This is a genomic window from Sulfitobacter sp. PS-8MA, from assembly GCF_040933935.1.
Taxonomy (GTDB): Bacteria; Pseudomonadota; Alphaproteobacteria; order Rhodobacterales; family Rhodobacteraceae; genus Sulfitobacter.
The window spans coordinates 1315148-1335015 of record NZ_JBFQYJ010000006.1 but is presented as its reverse complement, the minus strand read 5'-3'; the positions used below and the strand labels follow the sequence as shown (position 1 = coordinate 1335015).

Sequence of the window (19868 nt, the reverse complement as noted above, 5' to 3'; positions counted from 1 at the left end):
AAAGAAAGGGTTCTCGGGGATCTGCCCCTAGGTCGCCACGCTGAGCCGCCCGCCGGGGGTGATTTGCCGGGCCATCTGGGCAAAGCCTGCGACCGGATCGGCGAAGAACATGACGCCAAAACGCGAGATCAGCCGGTCGAAGGGGCGGTCGAGCTGCAATGTCGCGGCATCGCCGTGGTGGAACGCCACATGCGGCAGGTCGCGGGCGCGTCTGCGGGCGAGGTCCAGCAGAGGCGGCGAGACATCGACCCCCAGCACCGCGCCGCCGCGCCCCACACGTTCGGCCGCCGCAAGGCTTGCCGCGCCCGCGCCACAGCCGATGTCGAGCACCCGGTCGCCGGTGCGCAGCTCTGCCCGCGCGAGGGTGCCGTCGAGCACCGGCTGCATCAGCCCGTCCAACTCGGCCTGACGGCGGGCCCATTTCTCGCCCACATGGCTGCTCCAGAATTGGACCTGATCGCTGTTGTCCTGGCTCATGTGCTGGCCCTTCTTCTGCGCCGCCGCCCGCCGCCTTCACCCCCCGGGGTGCCAGAGCCGCCGGTGTTAAAGGTGATATCGGGAAGTGCGACGAGACTGTTGAGGATCGGGAAAGGCTCAACCGCATTGGGGATCGCCGAGGCATTGACGAAATGCTCCTGAAAGCGCGGCTCGACAGCGGTTTCGATCTTGTGGATCGCATGGACCGTCTTTTCGATCTCGGCGCGGGCATCGGTGTTCAAAAGCGCAATCCGCGCCCCGGTGCCGGCGGCATTGCCCGCGCTCGAGACCTTATCAAGCGGCGCGTCGGGGATCATGCCGAGGATCATCGCATGGCGCGGGCTGATATGCGCGCCAAAGGCGCCTGCGAGCACCACGCGGTCGACCTTATCGACGCCGAATTTATCCATCAGCAGCCGCGCCCCGGAATAGAGCGCCGCCTTGGCCATCTGGATTTCGCGGATGTCGCGGTTGGTCACGGTGATCTTGGGGCCGCCCTTGGCGCTGCCGTCATAGACCAGATAGCTGTTGGTGCGCCCGTCCTGGAAAACCGAGGCCGAGCCGGTTTGCTCTGCCGTGCCGATCAAGCCGGGCGCGTCAACGATGCCGTGAATCCGCATCTCGGCCACCATCTCGATGATGCCAGAGCCGCAGATGCCGGTGATGCCCGTCGCGGCGACGGCTTCCTCGAAGCCTTCGTCGTCGGACCAGATGTCACAGCCGATCACCTTGAAGCGCGCGACTTTGGTTTCGGGATCGATCTCAACCCGTTCAATCGCCCCGGGCGCGGCGCGCTGGCCGGAACTGATCTGCGCCCCTTCAAAGGCCGGGCCGGTGGGCGAGGAACAGGCCAGCACCTTGTCGCGGTTGCCCAGAAGGATTTCCGCATTGGTGCCCACGTCGACGACCAGCATCAGATCATCGGATTTCTGCGGCGCCTCGGACAGCGCCACCGCGGCGGCATCCGCGCCCACATGGCCCGCGATACAGGGCAGCAGATAGACCCGCGCCGAGGGGTGGATGTTGAGGTCCAGATCCCCCGCCCGCAGGTGCAACGCGCCCGAGGTGGCGAGCGCGAAGGGGGCCTGGCCCAGCTCAAAGGGATCAATGCCCAAGAGCAGGTGGTGCATCACCGGGTTGCAGACGAAGACCGCATCGACAATGAGCTTTTGATCGATCCCGGCTTCCGCCGCGATCTGGGTGAAGAGCCCGCACATGCCTTCGCGCACCGCATGGGTCATTTCCTCGGCGCCCTCGGGGTTCATCATCGAATAGCTGACCCGGCTCATCAGATCTTCGCCAAAGCGGATCTGCGGGTTCATCACCCCCGAAGAGGCCACGACCTCTCCGGTTTTGAGATCGCAGAGATGGCCCGCGATGGTGGTGGAGCCCAGATCAACGGCGAGCCCATAGATGGTGCCGTCGTAGTCACCGGGCCAGATCTGCATGATCCGGGGCGGGGTCTCCTCATTGCCCAGATGCACCGCCACGGTCACTTTCCACGCGCCTTTGCGCAGAATGGGCTGCATGATCTGTAGGATGTGCAGATCGGCATGGACCTCTTCCAGACCGCATTGCGCATGCAGCGCCGCGCGCAGCCGCTCCAGATCGCCCGAAGGCTCATGCATGTCCGGCTCATCCACCGCAACGGCATAAAGCTTGACCGCCGGGTTCAGCGCGATCTCCCGCGCCTCGGCGCGTTTGCGCACCACCTGCTTATGCACCTGGCTTTCGGGGGGCACGTCGATCACCACATCGCCCTGCACGGTGGCCTGACAGCCCAGACGGCGGCCCTCTTTCAGACCGCGCTTTTCGTCGTAGCGCTCTTCCACCGCGTTCCAGGGGCTCAGCGCATCGGGAGCGACCGTGACCCCATGTTTCGAAAAAGTGCCATAGCCCGGCGAGACCTGACATTTCGAACAGATGCCCCGCCCGCCGCAGACCGAATCCAGATCAACACCCAACTGCCGCGCGGCGGTCAGCACCGGGGTGCCTTTGGGAAAGCGCCCTCGCTTGCCGGAGGGGGTGAAAATCACGAGGGGATCGCTGCTCATTGGGTCCGTCCTTGACTGCTTTGCGCCACCATAGCGTTCCGCGCGGCGGGGGAAAGGCGATGCGCGGCAAATTATACCCGAGCGGCGTCATCTCGGCCATGCGGTTGACGCCGGGGAATAGGTCTTTCCAAAGCGGGCCATCCGTGAAATAGGAAACCGCCAAATGAACCCATCCAGACCGAGGTGTTAAATGGAGATTCGTGAGGCCCTGACCTTTGACGATGTATTGCTTGTTCCCGCGGCGTCATCGGTGCTGCCATCCACAGCAGACACAAGAACCCGCGTCACACAGAGCATCGCGCTCAATATCCCGCTGCTCAGCTCGGCCATGGATACGGTGACCGAAAGCCGCATGGCGATTGCCTTGGCGCAGGCGGGCGGCATGGGGGTCGTGCACCGTAACCTCTCGATTGACGAACAGGCGCGCGAAGTCAGCCGGGTCAAGCGGTTCGAGAGCGGCATCGTCTACAACCCGATCACCCTGCGGCCAGAGCAGACCTTGGCGGATGCGAAAGAATTGCAAGAGCGCTACCGCGTGACGGGCTTCCCGGTAGTGGACGATCAGGGCCGGGTGCTGGGCATCGTCACCAACCGCGACATGCGTTTCGCCAGCGACGACCGCACGCCGGTCTCCGTCATGATGACCTCGGACCGTCTGGCGATCCTGCAGGAGCCGGCGGACCGGGACGAGGCGATCAGCCTGATGAAATCGCGGCGGATCGAAAAGCTGCTGGTCACGGATGCCGAGGGCAAGCTCACCGGCCTGCTGACCCTGCGGGACACCGAACAGGCGGTGTTGAACCCCACCGCATGCAAAGACGATCTGGGCCGTCTGCGCGTCGCCGCGGCGACCACCGTGGGTGATGCGGGTTTCGAACGGTCAGAGGCGCTGGTGGATGCGGGCGTCGATATGATCGTGATCGACACCGCGCATGGCCATTCCGAAGGCGTGGCCCATGCGGTGGCCCGGGCCAAGAAGCATTTTGGCGATGTGCAGGTCGTGGCGGGGAATGTGGCCACCGCCGCTGCCACCCGCGCGCTGATCGACGCCGGCGCCGATGCCGTCAAAGTGGGCATTGGCCCCGGCTCGATCTGCACCACGCGCATGGTGGCGGGCGTCGGCGTGCCACAGTTGACCGCCGTGATGGACTGCGCCGCCGCTGCCGGTGACGTGCCGATCATCGCGGATGGCGGCATCAAGTTCTCCGGCGATTTCGCCAAGGCGATTGCGGCCGGCGCCTCCTGCGCCATGGTCGGCAGCATGATCGCGGGCACCGACGAAAGCCCCGGTGAAGTCGTGCTATATCAGGGCCGCAGCTACAAGAGCTACCGGGGCATGGGCAGCATGGGCGCCATGGCGCGCGGCTCCGCCGACCGCTACTTTCAGAAAGACGCGGCGAGCGACAAGCTGGTGCCGGAAGGCATCGAAGGGCAGGTGCCTTACAAGGGCAGCGCGGGCAATGTCTTGCACCAATTGGTCGGCGGGCTTCGGGCCGCGATGGGCTATACCGGCTGCGCCACGGTCGAAGAAATGCGCCGCGATTGTACCTTCGTAAAGATCACCGGCGCGGGGCTGAAAGAGAGCCATGTTCATGACGTGCAGATCACGCGTGAGTCTCCGAACTATAGAATTGGCTAAGCTTCTGATTTGAAATCGGAGTTTATGTTTTCTGGCGCGTTGCTTTGCGCCAGAACATAGCTGAAACAAGTCAGAACATACCCAGAACTGGACAGTGCATCAGCTGATCTACTGATGCAAAAAAGGATAGTATCTAAGTTTAGCTGATGCACTTTGTCTAAATGAGGGCCGCGGACAGAGGCATGTGCCTCAATGCTTCGCCGAGGGCTCTGAGCAGTTTTCTTGCTAAAGAACATTGAAGACTTAGCTCTGGCGGTAGGGGCCCAAGAAACAGGCCGCAACTTTCAGAACGCAAACGAAAAAGCGCCTTCGACCGCAGTATGACTCCGCGTGTGAAAGTGAATGTGCCACGTATGTGACAACTTCAGCAAGTGTTTTGTGACAGGTTTGAATCGTATATATCGGCCGTCTTCCCCTGGGGCCGATAAGGCCCGCGTCGCCTCACCTGGCGACGCGGGTGCGCAGATCAGGTCTGGTCGCGGCGAAGGTCCGCCGCAATCTGCTCCGCTTTCAGCATGTTCTGGATTCCAGCCAACTGTTCTGCGAGATTTCGCAGAAGGCTCCGGAGGTCGATTGCCGCGAGACCATAGCGCTCCACAACCTTCTCTTCGCTCGGTGGATTGATGTCCCATTCCTCGGCTGAGATGTAATGAACAGTTGTCGCTGCGAGGATAACAGGTTCAAGGCGATCAGCCACTCTCATTACGGCAAGGTGTTCGTCGGTCGCAAAGATGGCAAGTCCATCGATCCGTTCTTTCAAATTGAGCACATTGTCGAGTAGCGCCCCCTCAAGTGCCTCCGTTTCCACTGCGAAAGCGATAGCTTGCAGCGTCTTGTCTGACGTCGCTAAGGCAGATTCGATTTGAGATTGGAGCCTGTCTCCCGAAATGACGGTATCATTCATATTTGCGCTCCTCCTCTTCGCAGTCGAGACCCTTGTAGTAGCAAGCCTCTTCGAAAGCCTGACGGAGCTGGTAAGCCAGAAAGGAGATTTCCTCGAGATGAGGCGACATAGGGTCAATTGCTTTGAAGTATGCCGCTTCGGGACGGGACGGATCATTCACGTAAACGAGAGTTAGTAGACGATGAAGTGCGTTGATTTCACGGCAGACACGGCCGTGAAGGAAATTTTCGGTCCAGAGCGTCTCGAATAGGTTTTGAACTCGCTTGAGCCAGCGGGGACCGCCCAGTAGCAGCGCCGCATTCTGCAGCGCCTCCGTGTTTTCTTGAAATAGGTAATGAACGCGCGTTGGCGCGGTGGGGATATCGAACATGATGTTCTCCCAGGCAATGCCCTCGGCAGACTGCCTCGGGTGACAAGAGCCGTAGCTTCCGGAATGGAAAGAAGCCTTCGACTGCCTACCGGCTCCATGGATCATCAGGAGAATTCGCCTGTCGATCCCTACATTGCGGTGTTGGCAAAATAGACATTGGCCAATTCTGCTGAATCCGAAGGGCGAAATCGAAAAAATTTCTAACTAACTGATTAAAAATGTATATCTTGTCGTGACCTTTCATCGCGAGCAAATGCCCCGAGTCAAGGCTTGCCCGCTTCGCCTCGGAGACTATCAGAGGTTGCATGCAACGGGCCTCATACGGCAGAGTAGTTCAAACCGAATTTTTCTACGGTATTTTACAATGAATATTACTTCGATCCTCGATTACATCGACAATGGGCATATGGCTCTTCCCGAATTCCAGCGCGGATATGTCTGGGGACGAGAGCAGGTTCGAGGTTTATTCCACTCCCTCTATCGCGGTCATCCAGTCGGCAGCCTTCTGGTCTGGGCGACAAGTGCTTCGACTGCGGCCCACAGAGGCGACGGGGAGCTTGCGCCAGGCGTGGTCAAGTTACTGCTTGATGGCCAGCAACGGATTACCTCCCTTTATGGCGTGATACGGGGCGAGCCGCCGAAGTTCTTCGATGGGAATGCGAAGTCCTTTACCGAGCTTAGGTTCAATCTCGCGACAGAAGAATTCGAGTTTTACCAACCCATCAAAATGCGCGACGATCCTCTTTGGATCGATGTCACCGAGCTCATGAAAAGTGGCAACGCAGGCGTCGGGAACTTCATTAACGAACTTAACAGCAATCCAGGGCATACGGTTCGGTTGGGCGAGTATGTTGGCCGCCTGAATCAGTTGCTCAGCATCCGCGACAAGAACTTCCACATTGAGGAGGTGACGGGATCGGACAAAACTCTTGATGTAGTCGTCGACATATTTAACCGCGTGAACAGCGGCGGCACCAAGCTTTCCAAGGGTGATCTGGCGCTTGCAAAAATCTGTGCCGACTGGCCGGAGGCTCGCGACACCATGAAGTCGAGCCTCGCTCGCTGGAAAGACGCAGGTTACGACTTTACCCTCGATTGGTTGCTCCGGTCCGTAAATACAGTGCTGACCGGGGAGGCCAAATTCCTCTATCTTCATGATCGTTCCGCCGAAGAAATTGCCGATGCTTTGGCGCGCGCTGTTCGGCATACTGATACTGCTCTGAACATGATGGCAGGCAGACTTGGCCTCGATCACAACCGGGTGCTTTTTGCCCGGTTTGCCGTCCCCGTCATGGTTCGATTTCTCGAAATGCAGGGGGGGCGTCTTGATGAACGCACTCGAGACAAATTGCTGTTCTGGTATGTGCAAAGCGGTATGTGGGGGCGGTTCTCGGCATCTACCGAAAGCGTGATTGATAAAGATCTTGGAATTCTTGAACAAAGCGGCGGCAATCTCGACAAATTGCTCGATGAGCTGCGCTTGACGCAAGGTGGACTTCGCGTTGAACCAGGTCACTTCCACAGCTGGAGTGTGGGGTCCCGTTTCTATCCTATTCTCTACATGCTGACCAGGATGACTGAGGCACGCGATTGGGGAACGGGCCTCCCGCTCAAAAGAGAACTACTTGGCAAGATGAGCTCATTGGAAGTTCATCATATCTTTCCGAGGGCTCAGCTATATAAGGCGGGCTACAGCCGATCCGAGGTCAACGCTTTGGGGAACTTCTGCTTTCTGACTAAGGACACGAACCTTGTTATCAGCGACAGACGCCCGGAGGAATATTTTGAGGAGATCGAGGCGGCCCATCCCGGCGCTTTGCGCTCTCAGTGGGTGCCAGAAGATCGCCAGCTCTGGCGATTGGAGAATTTCAGGGATTTTCTCGAAGCCAGGAAAGAGCTGCTCGCTGAGGCGGCGAACACCTGTTTGAGATCACTGCTGCATGACGATGCCGACGTGCTGGAAGCATCAGCCTCGGCAAGGGTGAGTGACAGCGTTCTTCTCGGCGGCATCGCCAACGAGGATGAGGCACGAGAGCTGGAAGAGCTGAACGCGTGGATGGAAAGCCAGGGGTATCCGAAAGGTGAGATAGCCTGGGACTTGGTGGACGACAGAACTGGAGAGCAGAAGGCCGTTCTCGATCTGGTCTGGCCGGACGGCATCCAGACAGAGCTCTCCGAACCGGTCGCGGTGCTCCTTGGCGAAGGGCCCGAGCTTTTAGCTATGGCAAATGAAGCGGGCTTCCGATGCTTCACATCTGTGAAGGCTGCCAAGGCGTATGTGGCGAAGCTCGAGAGTGCGCCCCATGCGACAGCGGCTGAATAATCTGGCTGCATATCCGATCGAGAGTTACCCCTCAGCCTGGATGATAGTAGCCATGTGCAACGTTTCGTGTTCAAAAAACTCCCCTGCCGGGGGGCGGCTTCGCCACCGCGCCCCGCACCCAGCGGGCAACAACAACGAGTAGAAGAGCAGTTCAAATATGTCGGCACTTGATGATCTCTTGAAGTCCTACCGCGACGCTGCGGTCACAGAACGGGAAAAAGGCACCTACCTCGAGCGTCTGGCATGCGTCTACATGACCGCTGACCCGGTTCAGGCTGAGGAATACGCGGAAGTCTGGTCATGGTCGGATTGTGTGAATCGGCGTGCGAAATTGACCCACTTGGGTGGGTTATGAGCGTGCAAAATTGACCCACCTGCCACGTTAGCATCCGCGCTGAATAGCGCGGAGGAATGAGCAGGTGATATTGATGGAAAGTGTATCGAAGATCCGTCGTTGGATATTGGTTGAGGGTCGCAGCATCCGATCTGTGGCGCGGGCAACCGGTTTGTCGCGGAACACGGTGAAGAAGTATCTGAAGGACGACAGTCCACCGAGCTATCAACGGCAAGCGCCACCGACCCGGCATAAGCTGTGCGATGGATTTGACGCGCGGCTGCAAGAGCTTTTCGAGCAGGATCACAAGCGCCCGCGCCGGGAGCGGCGGACGGCCACGAAGCTTTACGAACAGCTCGTCTCGGAAGGGTATACTGGGTCCTATTCTCCGGTTCAGCGATTTATCCGAGACCTCAAACGTGCCGATGCTGGATCGGGAGAGGCGTTTATCCCCCTGCATTTTGCTGCCGGTGATGCGCTCCAGTTTGACTGGAGCGAAGAGCGCGTTATTCTCGGTGGTGTCGAGCAGAAGGTAAAGGTTGCTCACTTCCGCCTGTGCCATAGTCGCAAACCTCTTATCGTAGCCTATCCCGGCGAGAGCCAAGAGATGGTGTTGGATGCTTTTGTACGGGCGCTGTCCTTCTACGGCGGGGTTCCGCGACGGGTGATCATCGACAATCCCAAAACGATGGTGACCTATGTCTCCCGCTCGAAGGACCGGGTGTTCCATCCGCGGTTCTTGGCGTTGATGAACCATTATGTGATGGAGCCGGTTGCCTGCACCCCCGCGTCGGGTTGGGAGAAAGGTCAGGTGGAGAACCAGGTCCATTTTTTACGAGGCCGATTGTTTGTTCCCATGCCAGCTTTTGATGATCTGGATGGGCTGAACAACTGGTTGCGTCTGCGCTGCGAGGAATTGGCAAGCCGCGCCCATCCTGATCAATCGTCCCGCACGATTGCGGAGGTTTTTGAAGATGAGCGCGCCGAGCTGCGCCCCCTGGGGCGGGCTTTTGATGGTTATGTGGAAAAGACGGTGCGGGTCCGTTCCACCTGCCTGGTTCAATATGCCAGCAATCGCTATAGCGTGCCTTCCCGGTTTGCAGGCCAGCATGTCTCCTTGCGCGCCTATGCGAGCCGGATCGTGCTGGTGTCAGGCCAGGACGTTATTGCCGAGCACAAGCGTCGCTTCACCCGCAACGTCAGCTACTTTGAGCCTTGGCATTATGTTCCTCTACTGGATCGCAAGCCCGGCGCTCTGCGCGACGGCGCCCCTTTTGTGGACTGGCAACTGCCTGAGGCCATGCATCGGATCAGGGAGCATTACATGGCTGGCAAAGGCGGGGACCGGGAGTTCGTCGATCTGCTTCTGCTGGCCCAGGACCACGGAATCGAGGTGGTGGAGACGGCCTGCGAACTGGCAGTTGAACAAAACACGTTGCGCCTTCCTGCCATCACCAATTTGATCAACCAGTTGGTGGAGCCAATCATCACGCCGTTGAATGAGGGTAATGTCTATCCGCAGCTGACCGTGCGGCCCGAGGCCGACTGCAAGCGCTATGAGGCGCTCTGCTCGGCCGAGGAGGCTGCCGCATGAACGCTCTCATCGACCAACTCACCGCCTTGAGGCTGCATGGAATGGCAGCTTGCGCCCATGATTTGCTGTCCGCGCGCAAGCCACCAAGTCTGACCACAGCGATAAAGCAACTGATCGACGCGGAAACTGTAGAGCGGCGAGTGCGTTCCATCCAGTATCAAATGCGCATCGCGAAGTTCCCCCATCATAAGGACTTCGCCACCTTCGATTACGGCGCGGCCGCGGTGAGTAAGGCCCAGATCGAACCCTTCTGCTCGGGTCAGTTCACCGAAGAGGCGCACAACCTCATCCTGGTCGGCGGAACCGGGACAGGCAAAACTCACATCGCCATCGCGCTTGGAACCACATTGATTAACAACGGCAAGAAGGTCCGCTTCTTCAACGCGGTCGATCTGATCAATGCCCTGATCAAGGAACAGGCCGACGGCAATGCCGGGAAGATCATCCGGCAGCTGTCTGCCCTGGATTGCGTCATCATCGACGAGTTAGGCTACATCCCGTTCCCGAAATCCGGCGGCGCGTTGCTGTTCCACCTGATCAGCAAGCTCTACGAGAAAACCAGCGTCATCATCACCACCAACTTGGAGTTCGGGGAATGGGTCGCTGTCTTCGGTGATGCCAAGATGACAACTGCGCTCTTGGATCGCGTCACGCACCACTGTGCCATCATCGAAACGGGCAACACGTCATATCGCTTCGCTCAGAGCAAAAGTCGCAGAGAAAAATAGCCACGTCGCAAGCAAAGCCCCCAGACGGACTCGCTATATGAGGGCGGTCCGCCTGGGGGCTTTGTCACCCAATAGGCGGGTCAAAATTAAACGCTGAAACCGGGTCACTTTTAAACGCTCATTGACACCAGCTTTTGCTCGGCTCCTCATACGTGGAGCACAAGGGGTTGGAGAGCAGGCTGTTACCCGTCGAAGGGCTGGTGCCGCCATCGAGTTCACGCATGATCGAGAATACTTTGGTCAAAGTGCTGCGCCCTGCCGCAGCGCAGATACCGCACAAGTCCTGGATGATGGTGTGGAGGTGAACCGTGAGCCTGTGCAAGAATGACTTCTTGGAGAGCTTTGACGGGCGCTCCGTGGCGAATGCCAGAACGAGCGCCGGTTCCCGACCCTTCACCATACCCGCCAAGTGATTGTAGCAGGGCCCGACCACTACAATCATCATTGCCCGCTGAACTGGCGCACATGCCTCGACGGACTTACTTGCGGGAGTATCACCAACGGCCGGGAGAACACCAAACTCTGAACAGAGCATATCTATAGACGCGGCCTTCGAGGGGAGCCGGTCAAACCCGCAGTTGCAATCAAACCGATTCTGACTTTTTCGCTTCGGTCTGACCTCCTGTTCATGAATGAAGTCATGACAGAACCCGAAGCCGCCCAATACCTGAGGTTGAGCACGAAAACGCTGCAGCGTCGCCGACGCGATGGCCAGATTGCTTACATCCGAGACGGGGGTATCCGTTACTTGATGCCGGACTTGCAGGCTTACCTTGAAGCTCGTCGCACACCGGTGATGACATCTCCGCCGCTGCCGCAGAAATCGAAGTATCGAACAGCTATGTCGCGCGACCATGACGTGGTCGACTTGCTCTTTGGGTGATGTTGTTATTACCCAGTGAGAAAGTCATGGGGTAACTGATGCATGAAAACAATTGAGAAAATCGGTCGGTTCACCATAGCTGAGAACCGGCGCGCACTCTACTTGAGGTGGTGGGATCCTCACGCGAAAAAAATTTGAGCGGAGCACCTGCATGCGGCAACTAAAAGACTGGGCATTACTGAGTCTGAAATCTTCTTGCCTGGATAAGTTACCGAAAGCAGCAGATATCTCTGCCTTCACGATAACGTCTCAGGAGAATGTTTAGTTGCATGAAAGCCGATCACCTTTTCCGGCTATGCCTTTCACCGTCGAGGTTGTATGGCGCATTCGCGATAAATCGACGTAAGCGCTCCGGATCGTGGGGTCGATCTCGGCCGCTCACCCGAGCCAAGTAGGCCATATAGGCGATCGTCACGGCAGCCAGAACGACAGACGAGATCGATACGATGATGTCAAAAGTAGCCATTTCCCCTCCTTTGAGCAGTCGCCCAGGTGCACACTGAACAAGACAGCACATAGCACGGTTCTATCGCAGAACATAACGAACCACGCGTTTTTCCAGGGAGCCCTTTCGATTGTGAAGAAGGCTCGCTGCTACTTAGCGAGTGCCAACGGGAACGGGCAAAGCGTTTGAAAGTGCTTCGCGACCTGCCGCACCTTTTCATGGGGCAGTCCCATCTCTGACACGAAAGACAGCTGAAGTTCCGGGGAGACTTCAGAGAAGAAGGAGAAGGCCGGACCCATGGCAGACTGAGCGGCCTCAATGTCCGAGATTGCGGCGGCAAGCTGACAAGCGGAAAGGTTCGCACCATAGGGTGCGTTCACCGTTCCGAGAATTTTCGATACGACGGGCACCATCCTTTATCTCCTTTCCCAGATCGCATGGTCGGCCTTCTTCCGCACAATGATCTTCTGGGCAACGGCGCTCACCTTCATAAAGTGACACTTCCACATTCCCTCTCCTGTGCGCTACAGCCAATGTAGCACTCATGTCGCAGAAGAGGGCGGGGGCACCCGTTAATCTCGATTTTGGAACCTCTTGATCCACAATCAAGCGCTCCAACCAACTGAGGTAAGGCGGCATTGGGGCGAATTTTGCGCCGGCCGGTTTTAGCGTCAATCTTTTGATAAACTCGGTTCAGCAGAGTAGGAGCACTGGGATGACAGACCCAAACCCGGATGAATCAGACCCCGAGTGGGAGGAATGGTTTATAGAGAAGATGGGCCAGCCTGGGCCCGATGAGGAAGCGTTTTTCGAACGACTGCGGCGCCTTGGGCTTGGAGTTGGCCTCGATGAGGACGGGAACCTTGTCTATGATAAAGACCTTCCCGAAGCCAAGAACGGGCTTGGAGATTAGACCTTGTCCACGGCGCCGTAGTTTTAGTTATCTCTGAAATCCCCTACCCGCAGTGGCGGTGCGGATGCCGACAGCGGCAAGAACTCGTCTATATCTTGCAACGATACGCTGAGCCCCTCGGCCCGCTCCAACCATGTTAGTTGAAGTTCACCGGTTTATCGGGCAAATATGACCTTTAATTGCATTTTATAAGCCATATAAGTCCAGTAATGTCGAATCTTGGCGCTCAGAGGGCTTTGGTAAACCTTGGCCGCAACATCAAACAAGCGCGCCTCACGCGTCGTCTTGCCATGCTCGATCTCGCCGAACGCGCGGGCGTGTCAGAAAAGACGATCCAGCGTCTGGAGCGGGGCGATGCTGGTGTGGGCATCGGGAAACTGGCCGGGGTGCTTGCGGCGCTCGGCGAGCCCGAGGCACTCGCGGAGATCCTGCGAATAGAAGAGGATGCTGTGGGCCTGTCCCTCGCAGTCGACGCAATTCCCAAGCGGGGGATATCCTATGTAAAGCGTGGCGGCGCACGAGCTCCGGATAGCCGCCATGGGGCCGACGGTGATGATGATGAAGGCGTAGGTTTCTGATGGCCGCGGGCGCCCCGGAACAGAAGGTCACCCATATTTGCCTTGGAAGCGCACTCTTGCCAGTCGGTAAGCTGCGGTTCACCCAAAGTTCGCGCCGCCATCATTCCGGATTTCAATATTTCGAAAGCTGGCTTAACGATGCGCGTGCCTTTGCGATCGCACCTCAGCTGCCGCTCGGATTAACGCCCTCCTATGTGTCTAAGGCATCCACAGTCGATCAGCGCGACAGCCTGCCTTCCGTCCTTCAGGATGCGACACCTGATGCGTGGGGGCGTCTCTTGATGGCGCGTGTTCACGGTGCCGATCTCAGCGAATTCGACATGCTTACTCTGTTGGATGATGCCACGCGTCAGGGTGCACTCCGGTTCACTGAAGAAGGTGGCGGAATCATTAGTGGACATCGCACACCGGTGCCGAACCTCAACCAGCTTGACACACTCCGGGAGATTGCGGTCAGGGTCGTGCAGCGACGCGAGGTGTCGAGCGAGGATCTGCGCTTGATCGCAGGCGCTGGCGGCTCGATTGGCAGCGCCCGGCCGAAGGTAAATGTGCAAGACCGCGACGCGCTCTGGATTGCTAAGTTCTCATCCTTGAGAGACCAAAGTCCTGTGGAGCGCATCGAGGTCGCGACCCTACAGTTGGCGCGGGAATGCGGCCTGCGCGCGTCAGACGCTCGGTTGATGTTGGAAAACTCGGACCATCCAGTGGCCCTTATCAGACGCTTCGATCGGCGGGCGGGCGGGCGTGTCCCTTATTTTTCTGCGCGCACAGCTCTTAATCGATCCGGTGCGGAGCAGGGCTCTTATACAGAGATCGCAGAGGCGATCCGGATGATCAGTAAGGCTGCGCGGGCAGATCTGCATGAGCTTTGGGCCCGAATGGTCTTCAACGTCCTTGTCACCAACACGGATGATCACCTGAAGAACCACGGGTTCATCTATGCCGACAACGGCCTTTGGCGGCTCTCTCTGCTCTTCGATGTGAACCCACAAGCGGGCGGCCATCGCTACCTTGAGACGGCGATCATAGAAGAAGGGCCATTTAAGGCGTCACTCGACCTTGCGGTTGCCGCTGCGGAGTTTTTCGATCTATCGGAAAACGAGGCGCGCAAGCGCGCGCGTGCAATGGCATCAGTCATCGCCAACCGGTGGAGACCTCTCATGCGGCAATTCGGTATTGGTGGAGAAGATCTGAGGTCTCTCGCAGACGCCTTTGAACACGGCGAGGCAGAGAAGGCTCTTAGCCTCTGATCAACAGCCGTCGATCTCTCGGCGGCTACGCCACGGTTGAGCGTTTCTGAGCCTCGAAGCGCTACGTCCGCTTTGAGCCCTTCTATGCGACTGTGCTCTCTGCTATCTGCTTGGTATGCAACACAATACCCTTTACCGATTTCAGCGTAATCAGAAGAATACCCTGTTCTGGCTCTCGCTGTTGTTTCTCGCGCTTTCTCTCACTTGGTGGGTCGGAGAAATCTTCGGATGGTGGTTTCCTCTTGAGCCACCGGTCGTCTTCGTAGGAGGACTTACAACCCTTGCTGCTATTTACTGGCCTTTCAAAGCTCCAAATGCGGACATGCGTTGCACTGGCCGGAACACGTTCGCATACAAATCAAACGATGGTGTGTTTACTATCGGACAAGGTGAGGTCGAACTAACACTCAAGTTTTCAAATGCTTCGGGTGACTCAATACACGTCTATTCCGATCCTGAGAATGTTCAGCGTGTAGCTTTGGCAAAGGGCGTCGGCCAAATATCGGACATCAAGGACGTGAGTGTTTTCGACTATTCCAGCCGCACAGTAACTCCAAAAGAAGGTCAGATCGTCTGCCTCGAGAACAAGGGCGGAAACTTTGCGTGCATCCATATCCATGATGTTAAGGCTGAATCACATGGTGACCATGTTTCAGAGATAACCTTCTCTTATGCTATCAGTCTCGCAGGTAACACAGACTTCTCTTAGCCGATGTCAGCTTCGTCCGCAGCCCAGACGCCCGCTGCATCTCTCATTCCTGACCTTGTTTGCGTGCGCAGCCGAAGTCCGGTTTGAGCCCTTATTGACCGTCCCAAGCTTAGAGCATTACGTAGTAGCGGCGAAGGTTGCTCTGCAAACGACGACCCTCAGCCGACAATCTTACACGTTACATTATGGGTTTGCATGTCGACCTCGAGAGTCTTGCAGAAGCATTTTGGTGCCGTCAGTTCCCAGCATATAATTACACAAGGTCTGAAACCTTTGCTGTGAAGATGTTTGATCTTACCCTCCCCCTGAGACGCCGAATGTTCCGGTTTTGCCGCACCGAGAAGGGGCAACCAAACAATCTCCGCTTAGCGGACATAATTACGCCAAATTTCTCAGGAATTAAGACCTTAGAAAGAAATTTTACATTTCGGAACATAAGATGCAGCGGCTTTTGCGGGCGCCTACAAAACCCGGAACGACTAAGTTTCAAAGACCCTCCCAATTCTTAAATGATGAAGGTGGTTCTGCAACGATCGAAACCGTGATTTGGCTGCCGATTTTTGGTTTTGCGTTGGCGTTAATTATGAACGTCTCCATGGTCTTTTTCACGGAATCGCAGCTCACACGGATCGTGCAAGACGGCAATCGCGCCTTCTCCCTCGGTCGTCTGGCGGATGGCGCTGCTGTAGAGAATTATATTTTAGGTCAGCTCACGCATCTCGATGCCGATTTATCTGTTGTTACTACCGTCGATAATGGTTTCGTCCGAACTGATCTTGAAGCTTCTGCAGGCGGTCTCATGCCGTTGAACCTGGCCCGAAGCGCGTTTGATTCCGTGAAGATCCGCGTCAGCGCCCAGCATGTTGTGGAGTTCTGAAAAAATGAAAAACTTTTTACAGCCCAATTGGATGCGGGATGAAGAAGGCGCAATAACACTTCTTTCTATCTTCATGTTTCTTATAGCGCTGATCCTTGGCGGCCTTGCTATCGATTCCAACAAAGTGATCGCTGAACGGACTCGGTTGCAGGTAGCAGCAGATAGCGCCGCGCACGCCGCACTTTATACCCGTGAGAAATACGGCGCAGAAGCGGCGGTGAATAAAGCGTTGGAAACCATCACCGACATGCTTCCTGCAAGCAAGTTCGGGACGAATGCTATAATGACCACAGACGTTAACTTTGGCGTGTGGAACAAGGGCGAGATGACGTTCCTGCAAGATGCCGACTCTAAGTCAGCGGTTCAGGTGCAGGCCATGATGAAAGAAGATAGAGGCAATGCATCTCGCAACATTTTGCTGCGGCTTATAGGTCAAGATACTTTCGACATTGCAGTGCAGTCGGTTTATTCGACCTACTTTCCGGGCTGCTTTACCGAAGGGTTCGTCGCTGAGAATGTCGTAGATATCCGATCCAACAATAGTTTCACAAACGGGTTCTGCATCCATTCCAACGAATATGTCAGCATGAACCAGAACAATTTCTTTGAACCCGGGACACTGGTCTCTATGCCAAATATCGGTGATGTCGATATCCCGAAGTCAGGCTTTGAAAAAAACGAAGGCCTCGAAGCAGCGTTGCGGTCCGGCGAGTATCGCCTTCGCATACTCAACCAATTGCCAGACATTATTGATAGCTTTTGGAGCGCAAACGCCGAACACCTTCCGCCTTATGTAGTCGCCAATTACTATCATGACCTTGACCTGAAAGAGTTTCCAGGGTTGCCGCCGGGCATGCCGCGGCCCAATGGGAATACCCATTCTCTGAATCCCTACCACTTTGAGCCTAACGCAGTGAACCGGATGTCTTGCGGGGGCTCTGGCAAAATCACGATGGACGCGGGCCTATATCAGCAGTTTGTCTTTATTTCGGATTGTGAGATAAAATTTTCAAACGGTGCCATCCTCGAAGACGTCGTCATTGCAACAACAAACAAAGACGCAAGCTCGCTCAATTCTCCGCAGGGACTACAGGTTGGACGGATAGACAATTGTGCGCCAGGCGGGGGTGCGACGCTTATGACCCTCGGAGGGTTCAAGGCTGCATCTTCCCTGACCATCCACAATGGGCAAATTTTGGCGATCGGGGATATAAGCTTTGCAGCAAATGCGGGGGGCGTAAACGGGGCATCGCTTGTCTCGAAGGGTCGGATATCCGGGACGAGCAATATGGATATGGGGTTTTGCCGAAACTCCGGCATGGAAAACACCTACCGCGCACCATACTTCCGGATGGTCAATTAGGGCTTTCGACTTCCGTTCGTGCATTGCCGCTACGCCACCTGCAAATTAAACTCTGCTTCCTTTGAGCGGGCTAATACCATGGAAGAGGCGGAGAGGGTCACAAACAACTATGCTGCGAACGTTTGCTATTTAGCGTTCCCCCAGGACGCCTTTTCAACTGCAGGAGAAACTGTGCGTCCGCGGCGAACTCCGCGCAGGAGACCCCAGAGGAAAGTGCGGAGAAAGTCCGGTTTCCGCCATTCATTCCAAAGGCCCTCGCAATCGCGGCGCAAACTGAGCGGCCGCAGCGAACGGCAGGAAAGTCCGCCAAGCCGACCTCCAGCCTTGGTTAGACATAGCGTCGAGTCCACGAGGCCGGTCACGAGTCGCACCACGAAATTTTAAGGGCTGGACCAAGTTGGCGCAGTAGTGAATTGACAACCCTCGTGCCGGTGATCCTTCAGATATTATGGATATCGACCTCGATCGGCATTTCGCACTGTCGGGCATGACAGAGCGTATTAAGCTCGGCATCTTCCTCTTCCTCTTCCTCTTCCTCTTCCTCTTCCTCTTCCTCTTCGTCTTCATCGTCATATCACCACAGGTCAGGCGCTCTCGTCATCTGACGGCTGGGACGCAGCGAGTGCCTGAATGCGCTTTGCTGGGCCTTTGTAACGCGCCCCTCGGACGAAACCGCCGTTAGCGCGCGCCATATCAGCGTGTGAAACCTGACCAGAGCGAAGTAGTTCTTCATCGCGTTCGCGCGCGGCGGCTTTCTCCGCTGCGCGTTCTTTGAATGAAAATCTTGGCACCTTTGGTTTCATGTTGTCTCCCTCACCTAAGCTTATCACATCGATGTCGATTTCTTTCGAGGAAACCGCGACACTTGGGGCCAGCCTGTGCCGCACTTGCAGACAGACCGCCGTTCAAATTCGTGCTGGGTAATGCCCTCGGGCACCTCACTGGGCCTGCGGCTCACCGTGTGACCGCAATCCCAACATCGGATCTCGATGTGGGTAATGTCGGGAGTAAACAGTTCATCCGATATCGTTTTCATCTTCATACTTGGCTGTTTGCCGACTTCGTTTTCGTGCGCACCATAAGACGCCATGGTTACAGCGCCAACATGCTCGCTAAAATGTTGGCCTTGGGGATTTATAGACCTAAACGGAATGTCCTGGTGGTGGGGTAGGGTGGATATTCGTGATGAACGCGCTTGTGCGGTCATACAACTGGAAAACGCGGGCCATGCAACGCATTTCCCCTTGGAGAAACCACTCGGTCTCTTAGCGGTGTGCTACTTGCCAGACCTCTTGCTGCAAAGTGGTTCGGCCGGGAGAACCCCGGCCGAACCAGTTATCTAAGTAATTCGCCGCGCAATATTTCAGCATTTCTAAGGTTTACGACGTGCGAAATGCTGTTTGCCAGTTTAGCTAAAGCACATTGGAGCCGGTAAATTGCGTGACCACGATTGCCAACGTGGGTCTCCTCCCAAGCACCTGACATGCAGCATTCGTCGAAGTGGATTGATGTCTGCGTCTCAGCGGCTATATCAGCCTCCAGAGTTTCAACGAATGCTTGTAAACAATCGATCTTTTGCCTGGTGAAGCTGTCGGCGGACAACTTTCCGCACAAAATGTCACCGATCGGCTGGTGCACCTCCTTATATAGGTTGGCGCTATTATCAATTCGCCTGAAAGCGTCCGCGACATCGCGGGCTCCTACGACAGCTTCGTTTACCGAGAACGAAAGGCAACTGGATTGGGTCACCGCCTCATCCTTCGGTGTTTCTCGCTTGGTGATGGTCTTCGGTGCAGCGCAGTGGCTGGCTTTGGGAACTTCGAACATATTGTTCTCCCTGTTGTGCCTGGGCAGGATTGCCTCAGATCCAAGACGTGCCATTCCTCCTTTCGGGCCCGTTACTGCCAAAACCCAGTGGCCTCCGGGTTGGTGTTAATAAGGGCAGCTTGTTCTCCTGCTGCTCTCAGCGAGAGGAGCAGCAGGAGAACAAGATCGACCTTTCTCATAACAAGCGTTGTCACATCCTCTCGAGCCCGTGACGCAGTGCGTGGAGCTTTGCGTTTCCTCGAGAGGGGCTGATTTCTTCTTTCGTCCCTCCAAGATGTAGTGCTTAGCTGTGCGGCCATTGCCTTGACCACAGACGACATTGGGCTTGCCCTTATCGTATGGGCGGAAACAGGGGAAGAGGACGTGACGTTTCTACTCTGCGTGTCCAATTGGAGCCTGAACGAAAACCAGTTGGAGATCATCAAGGAGGCCTGTGCGAACTCTTACGCTCCAGCGAGCGTCGCCAATGCCATGGGCTGTATTACTGAAGGGAAAGGACTGGTCGCGACTGCCGAAGTTTTGCCAGGTTACTGACGAACTGGCAGAGGACTGTTTGGTATGCCTTGTGCGGTGTTGGCCAAGTCTTAGCCAGAGCTGCCG

19 protein-coding genes are annotated in these 19868 nt (G+C 56.6%); 13 read left to right on the top strand and 6 right to left on the bottom strand.

Annotated elements, in window-relative coordinates; genetic code table 11:
* Positions 1-27: 27 nt before the first annotated feature.
* On the bottom strand, positions 28-477 hold the full coding sequence (locus AB4M76_RS10480) for a class I SAM-dependent methyltransferase (RefSeq protein WP_368441787.1): 450 nt from the start codon (positions 475-477) through the stop codon (positions 28-30).
* Positions 474-2531 (bottom strand): ASKHA domain-containing protein, encoded by a 2058-nt coding sequence (locus tag AB4M76_RS10475; RefSeq protein WP_368441786.1) that lies wholly within the window; start codon positions 2529-2531, stop codon positions 474-476. Before AB4M76_RS10475 ends, AB4M76_RS10480 begins: the two co-directional genes overlap by 4 nt.
* A gap of 190 nt (positions 2532-2721) precedes the next feature.
* Between AB4M76_RS10475 and guaB the strand changes: the two genes are divergently transcribed.
* Positions 2722-4170: an IMP dehydrogenase gene (guaB, locus tag AB4M76_RS10470; protein ID WP_368441784.1), complete on the top strand. Its 1449-nt coding sequence runs from the start codon at positions 2722-2724 to the stop codon at positions 4168-4170.
* Positions 4171-4636: 466 nt separating this feature from the next.
* Here guaB and AB4M76_RS10465 read toward each other — a convergent pair whose 3' ends face one another.
* Together AB4M76_RS10465 and AB4M76_RS10460 are read right to left on the bottom strand one after the other, a co-directional pair.
* Positions 4637-5074, bottom strand: coding sequence for a hypothetical protein (locus AB4M76_RS10465; RefSeq protein ID WP_368441783.1), 438 nt, complete (start codon positions 5072-5074; stop codon positions 4637-4639).
* Entirely contained in the window at positions 5067-5444 is a 378-nt protein-coding gene (locus AB4M76_RS10460; RefSeq protein ID WP_368441781.1) for a hypothetical protein, read from the bottom strand. Before AB4M76_RS10460 ends, AB4M76_RS10465 begins: the two co-directional genes overlap by 8 nt.
* Before the next feature lie 364 nt (positions 5445-5808).
* On the opposite strand from AB4M76_RS10460, the gene AB4M76_RS10455 reads away from it, so the two are divergent.
* The 4 genes from AB4M76_RS10455 (at position 5809) to AB4M76_RS10440 (ending at position 11306) form a co-directional block, all read left to right on the top strand.
* A complete protein-coding gene (locus tag AB4M76_RS10455; protein ID WP_368441780.1) occupies positions 5809-7767 on the top strand; it encodes a DUF262 domain-containing protein in 1959 nt (652 codons plus the stop codon).
* A gap of 428 nt (positions 7768-8195) precedes the next feature.
* Positions 8196-9695 (top strand): IS21 family transposase, encoded by a 1500-nt coding sequence (gene istA, locus AB4M76_RS10450; RefSeq protein ID WP_368440290.1) that lies wholly within the window; start codon positions 8196-8198, stop codon positions 9693-9695.
* Positions 9692-10423 carry an IS21-like element helper ATPase IstB gene (gene istB, locus AB4M76_RS10445; protein WP_108485421.1) on the top strand — a complete coding sequence of 244 codons (732 nt, stop codon included), beginning with the start codon at positions 9692-9694 and terminating at the stop codon, positions 10421-10423. Before istA ends, istB begins: the two co-directional genes overlap by 4 nt.
* A 640-nt stretch (positions 10424-11063) precedes the next feature.
* Entirely contained in the window at positions 11064-11306 is a 243-nt protein-coding gene (locus AB4M76_RS10440) for a helix-turn-helix domain-containing protein (RefSeq protein ID WP_368441779.1), read from the top strand.
* A gap of 594 nt (positions 11307-11900) precedes the next feature.
* Here AB4M76_RS10440 and AB4M76_RS10435 read toward each other — a convergent pair.
* The gene (locus AB4M76_RS10435) at positions 11901-12164 is read right to left on the bottom strand and encodes a hypothetical protein (protein ID WP_368441778.1); all 264 of its coding nucleotides are present in this window, start codon (positions 12162-12164) and stop codon (positions 11901-11903) included.
* A gap of 302 nt (positions 12165-12466) precedes the next feature.
* Here AB4M76_RS10435 and AB4M76_RS10430 point away from each other — a divergent pair, with 302 nt between their 5' ends.
* From AB4M76_RS10430 to AB4M76_RS10400, 7 genes are all read left to right on the top strand, one after another.
* Entirely contained in the window at positions 12467-12664 is a 198-nt protein-coding gene (locus AB4M76_RS10430) for a hypothetical protein (RefSeq protein WP_368441777.1), read from the top strand.
* A gap of 209 nt (positions 12665-12873) precedes the next feature.
* On the top strand, positions 12874-13242 hold the full coding sequence (locus tag AB4M76_RS10425) for a helix-turn-helix domain-containing protein (protein WP_368441776.1): 369 nt from the start codon (positions 12874-12876) through the stop codon (positions 13240-13242).
* A complete protein-coding gene (locus tag AB4M76_RS10420) occupies positions 13242-14492 on the top strand; it encodes a type II toxin-antitoxin system HipA family toxin (protein ID WP_368441775.1) in 1251 nt (416 codons plus the stop codon). Before AB4M76_RS10425 ends, AB4M76_RS10420 begins: the two co-directional genes overlap by 1 nt.
* 115 nt (positions 14493-14607) lie before the next feature.
* Positions 14608-15201 (top strand): hypothetical protein, encoded by a 594-nt coding sequence (locus tag AB4M76_RS10415; protein ID WP_368441773.1) that lies wholly within the window; start codon positions 14608-14610, stop codon positions 15199-15201.
* Positions 15202-15640: 439 nt separating this feature from the next.
* Positions 15641-16078 (top strand): TadE/TadG family type IV pilus assembly protein, encoded by a 438-nt coding sequence (locus tag AB4M76_RS10410; protein WP_368441772.1) that lies wholly within the window; start codon positions 15641-15643, stop codon positions 16076-16078.
* 4 nt (positions 16079-16082) lie between these two features.
* On the top strand, positions 16083-17441 hold the full coding sequence (locus tag AB4M76_RS10405; protein WP_368441771.1) for a Tad domain-containing protein: 1359 nt from the start codon (positions 16083-16085) through the stop codon (positions 17439-17441).
* A 448-nt stretch (positions 17442-17889) separates the two neighbouring features.
* Positions 17890-18123: a hypothetical protein gene (locus AB4M76_RS10400; protein ID WP_368441770.1), complete on the top strand. Its 234-nt coding sequence runs from the start codon at positions 17890-17892 to the stop codon at positions 18121-18123.
* A gap of 653 nt (positions 18124-18776) precedes the next feature.
* Here the strand turns inward: AB4M76_RS10400 and AB4M76_RS10395 are convergent.
* Positions 18777-19268, bottom strand: a complete 492-nt coding sequence (locus AB4M76_RS10395; protein ID WP_368441769.1) for a hypothetical protein — start codon at positions 19266-19268, stop codon at positions 18777-18779.
* Positions 19269-19571: 303 nt separating this feature from the next.
* Here AB4M76_RS10395 and AB4M76_RS10390 point away from each other — a divergent pair, with 303 nt between their 5' ends.
* On the top strand, positions 19572-19802 hold the full coding sequence (locus AB4M76_RS10390) for a hypothetical protein (RefSeq protein ID WP_368441768.1): 231 nt from the start codon (positions 19572-19574) through the stop codon (positions 19800-19802).
* The last annotated feature ends 66 nt before the right edge of the window (positions 19803-19868 follow it).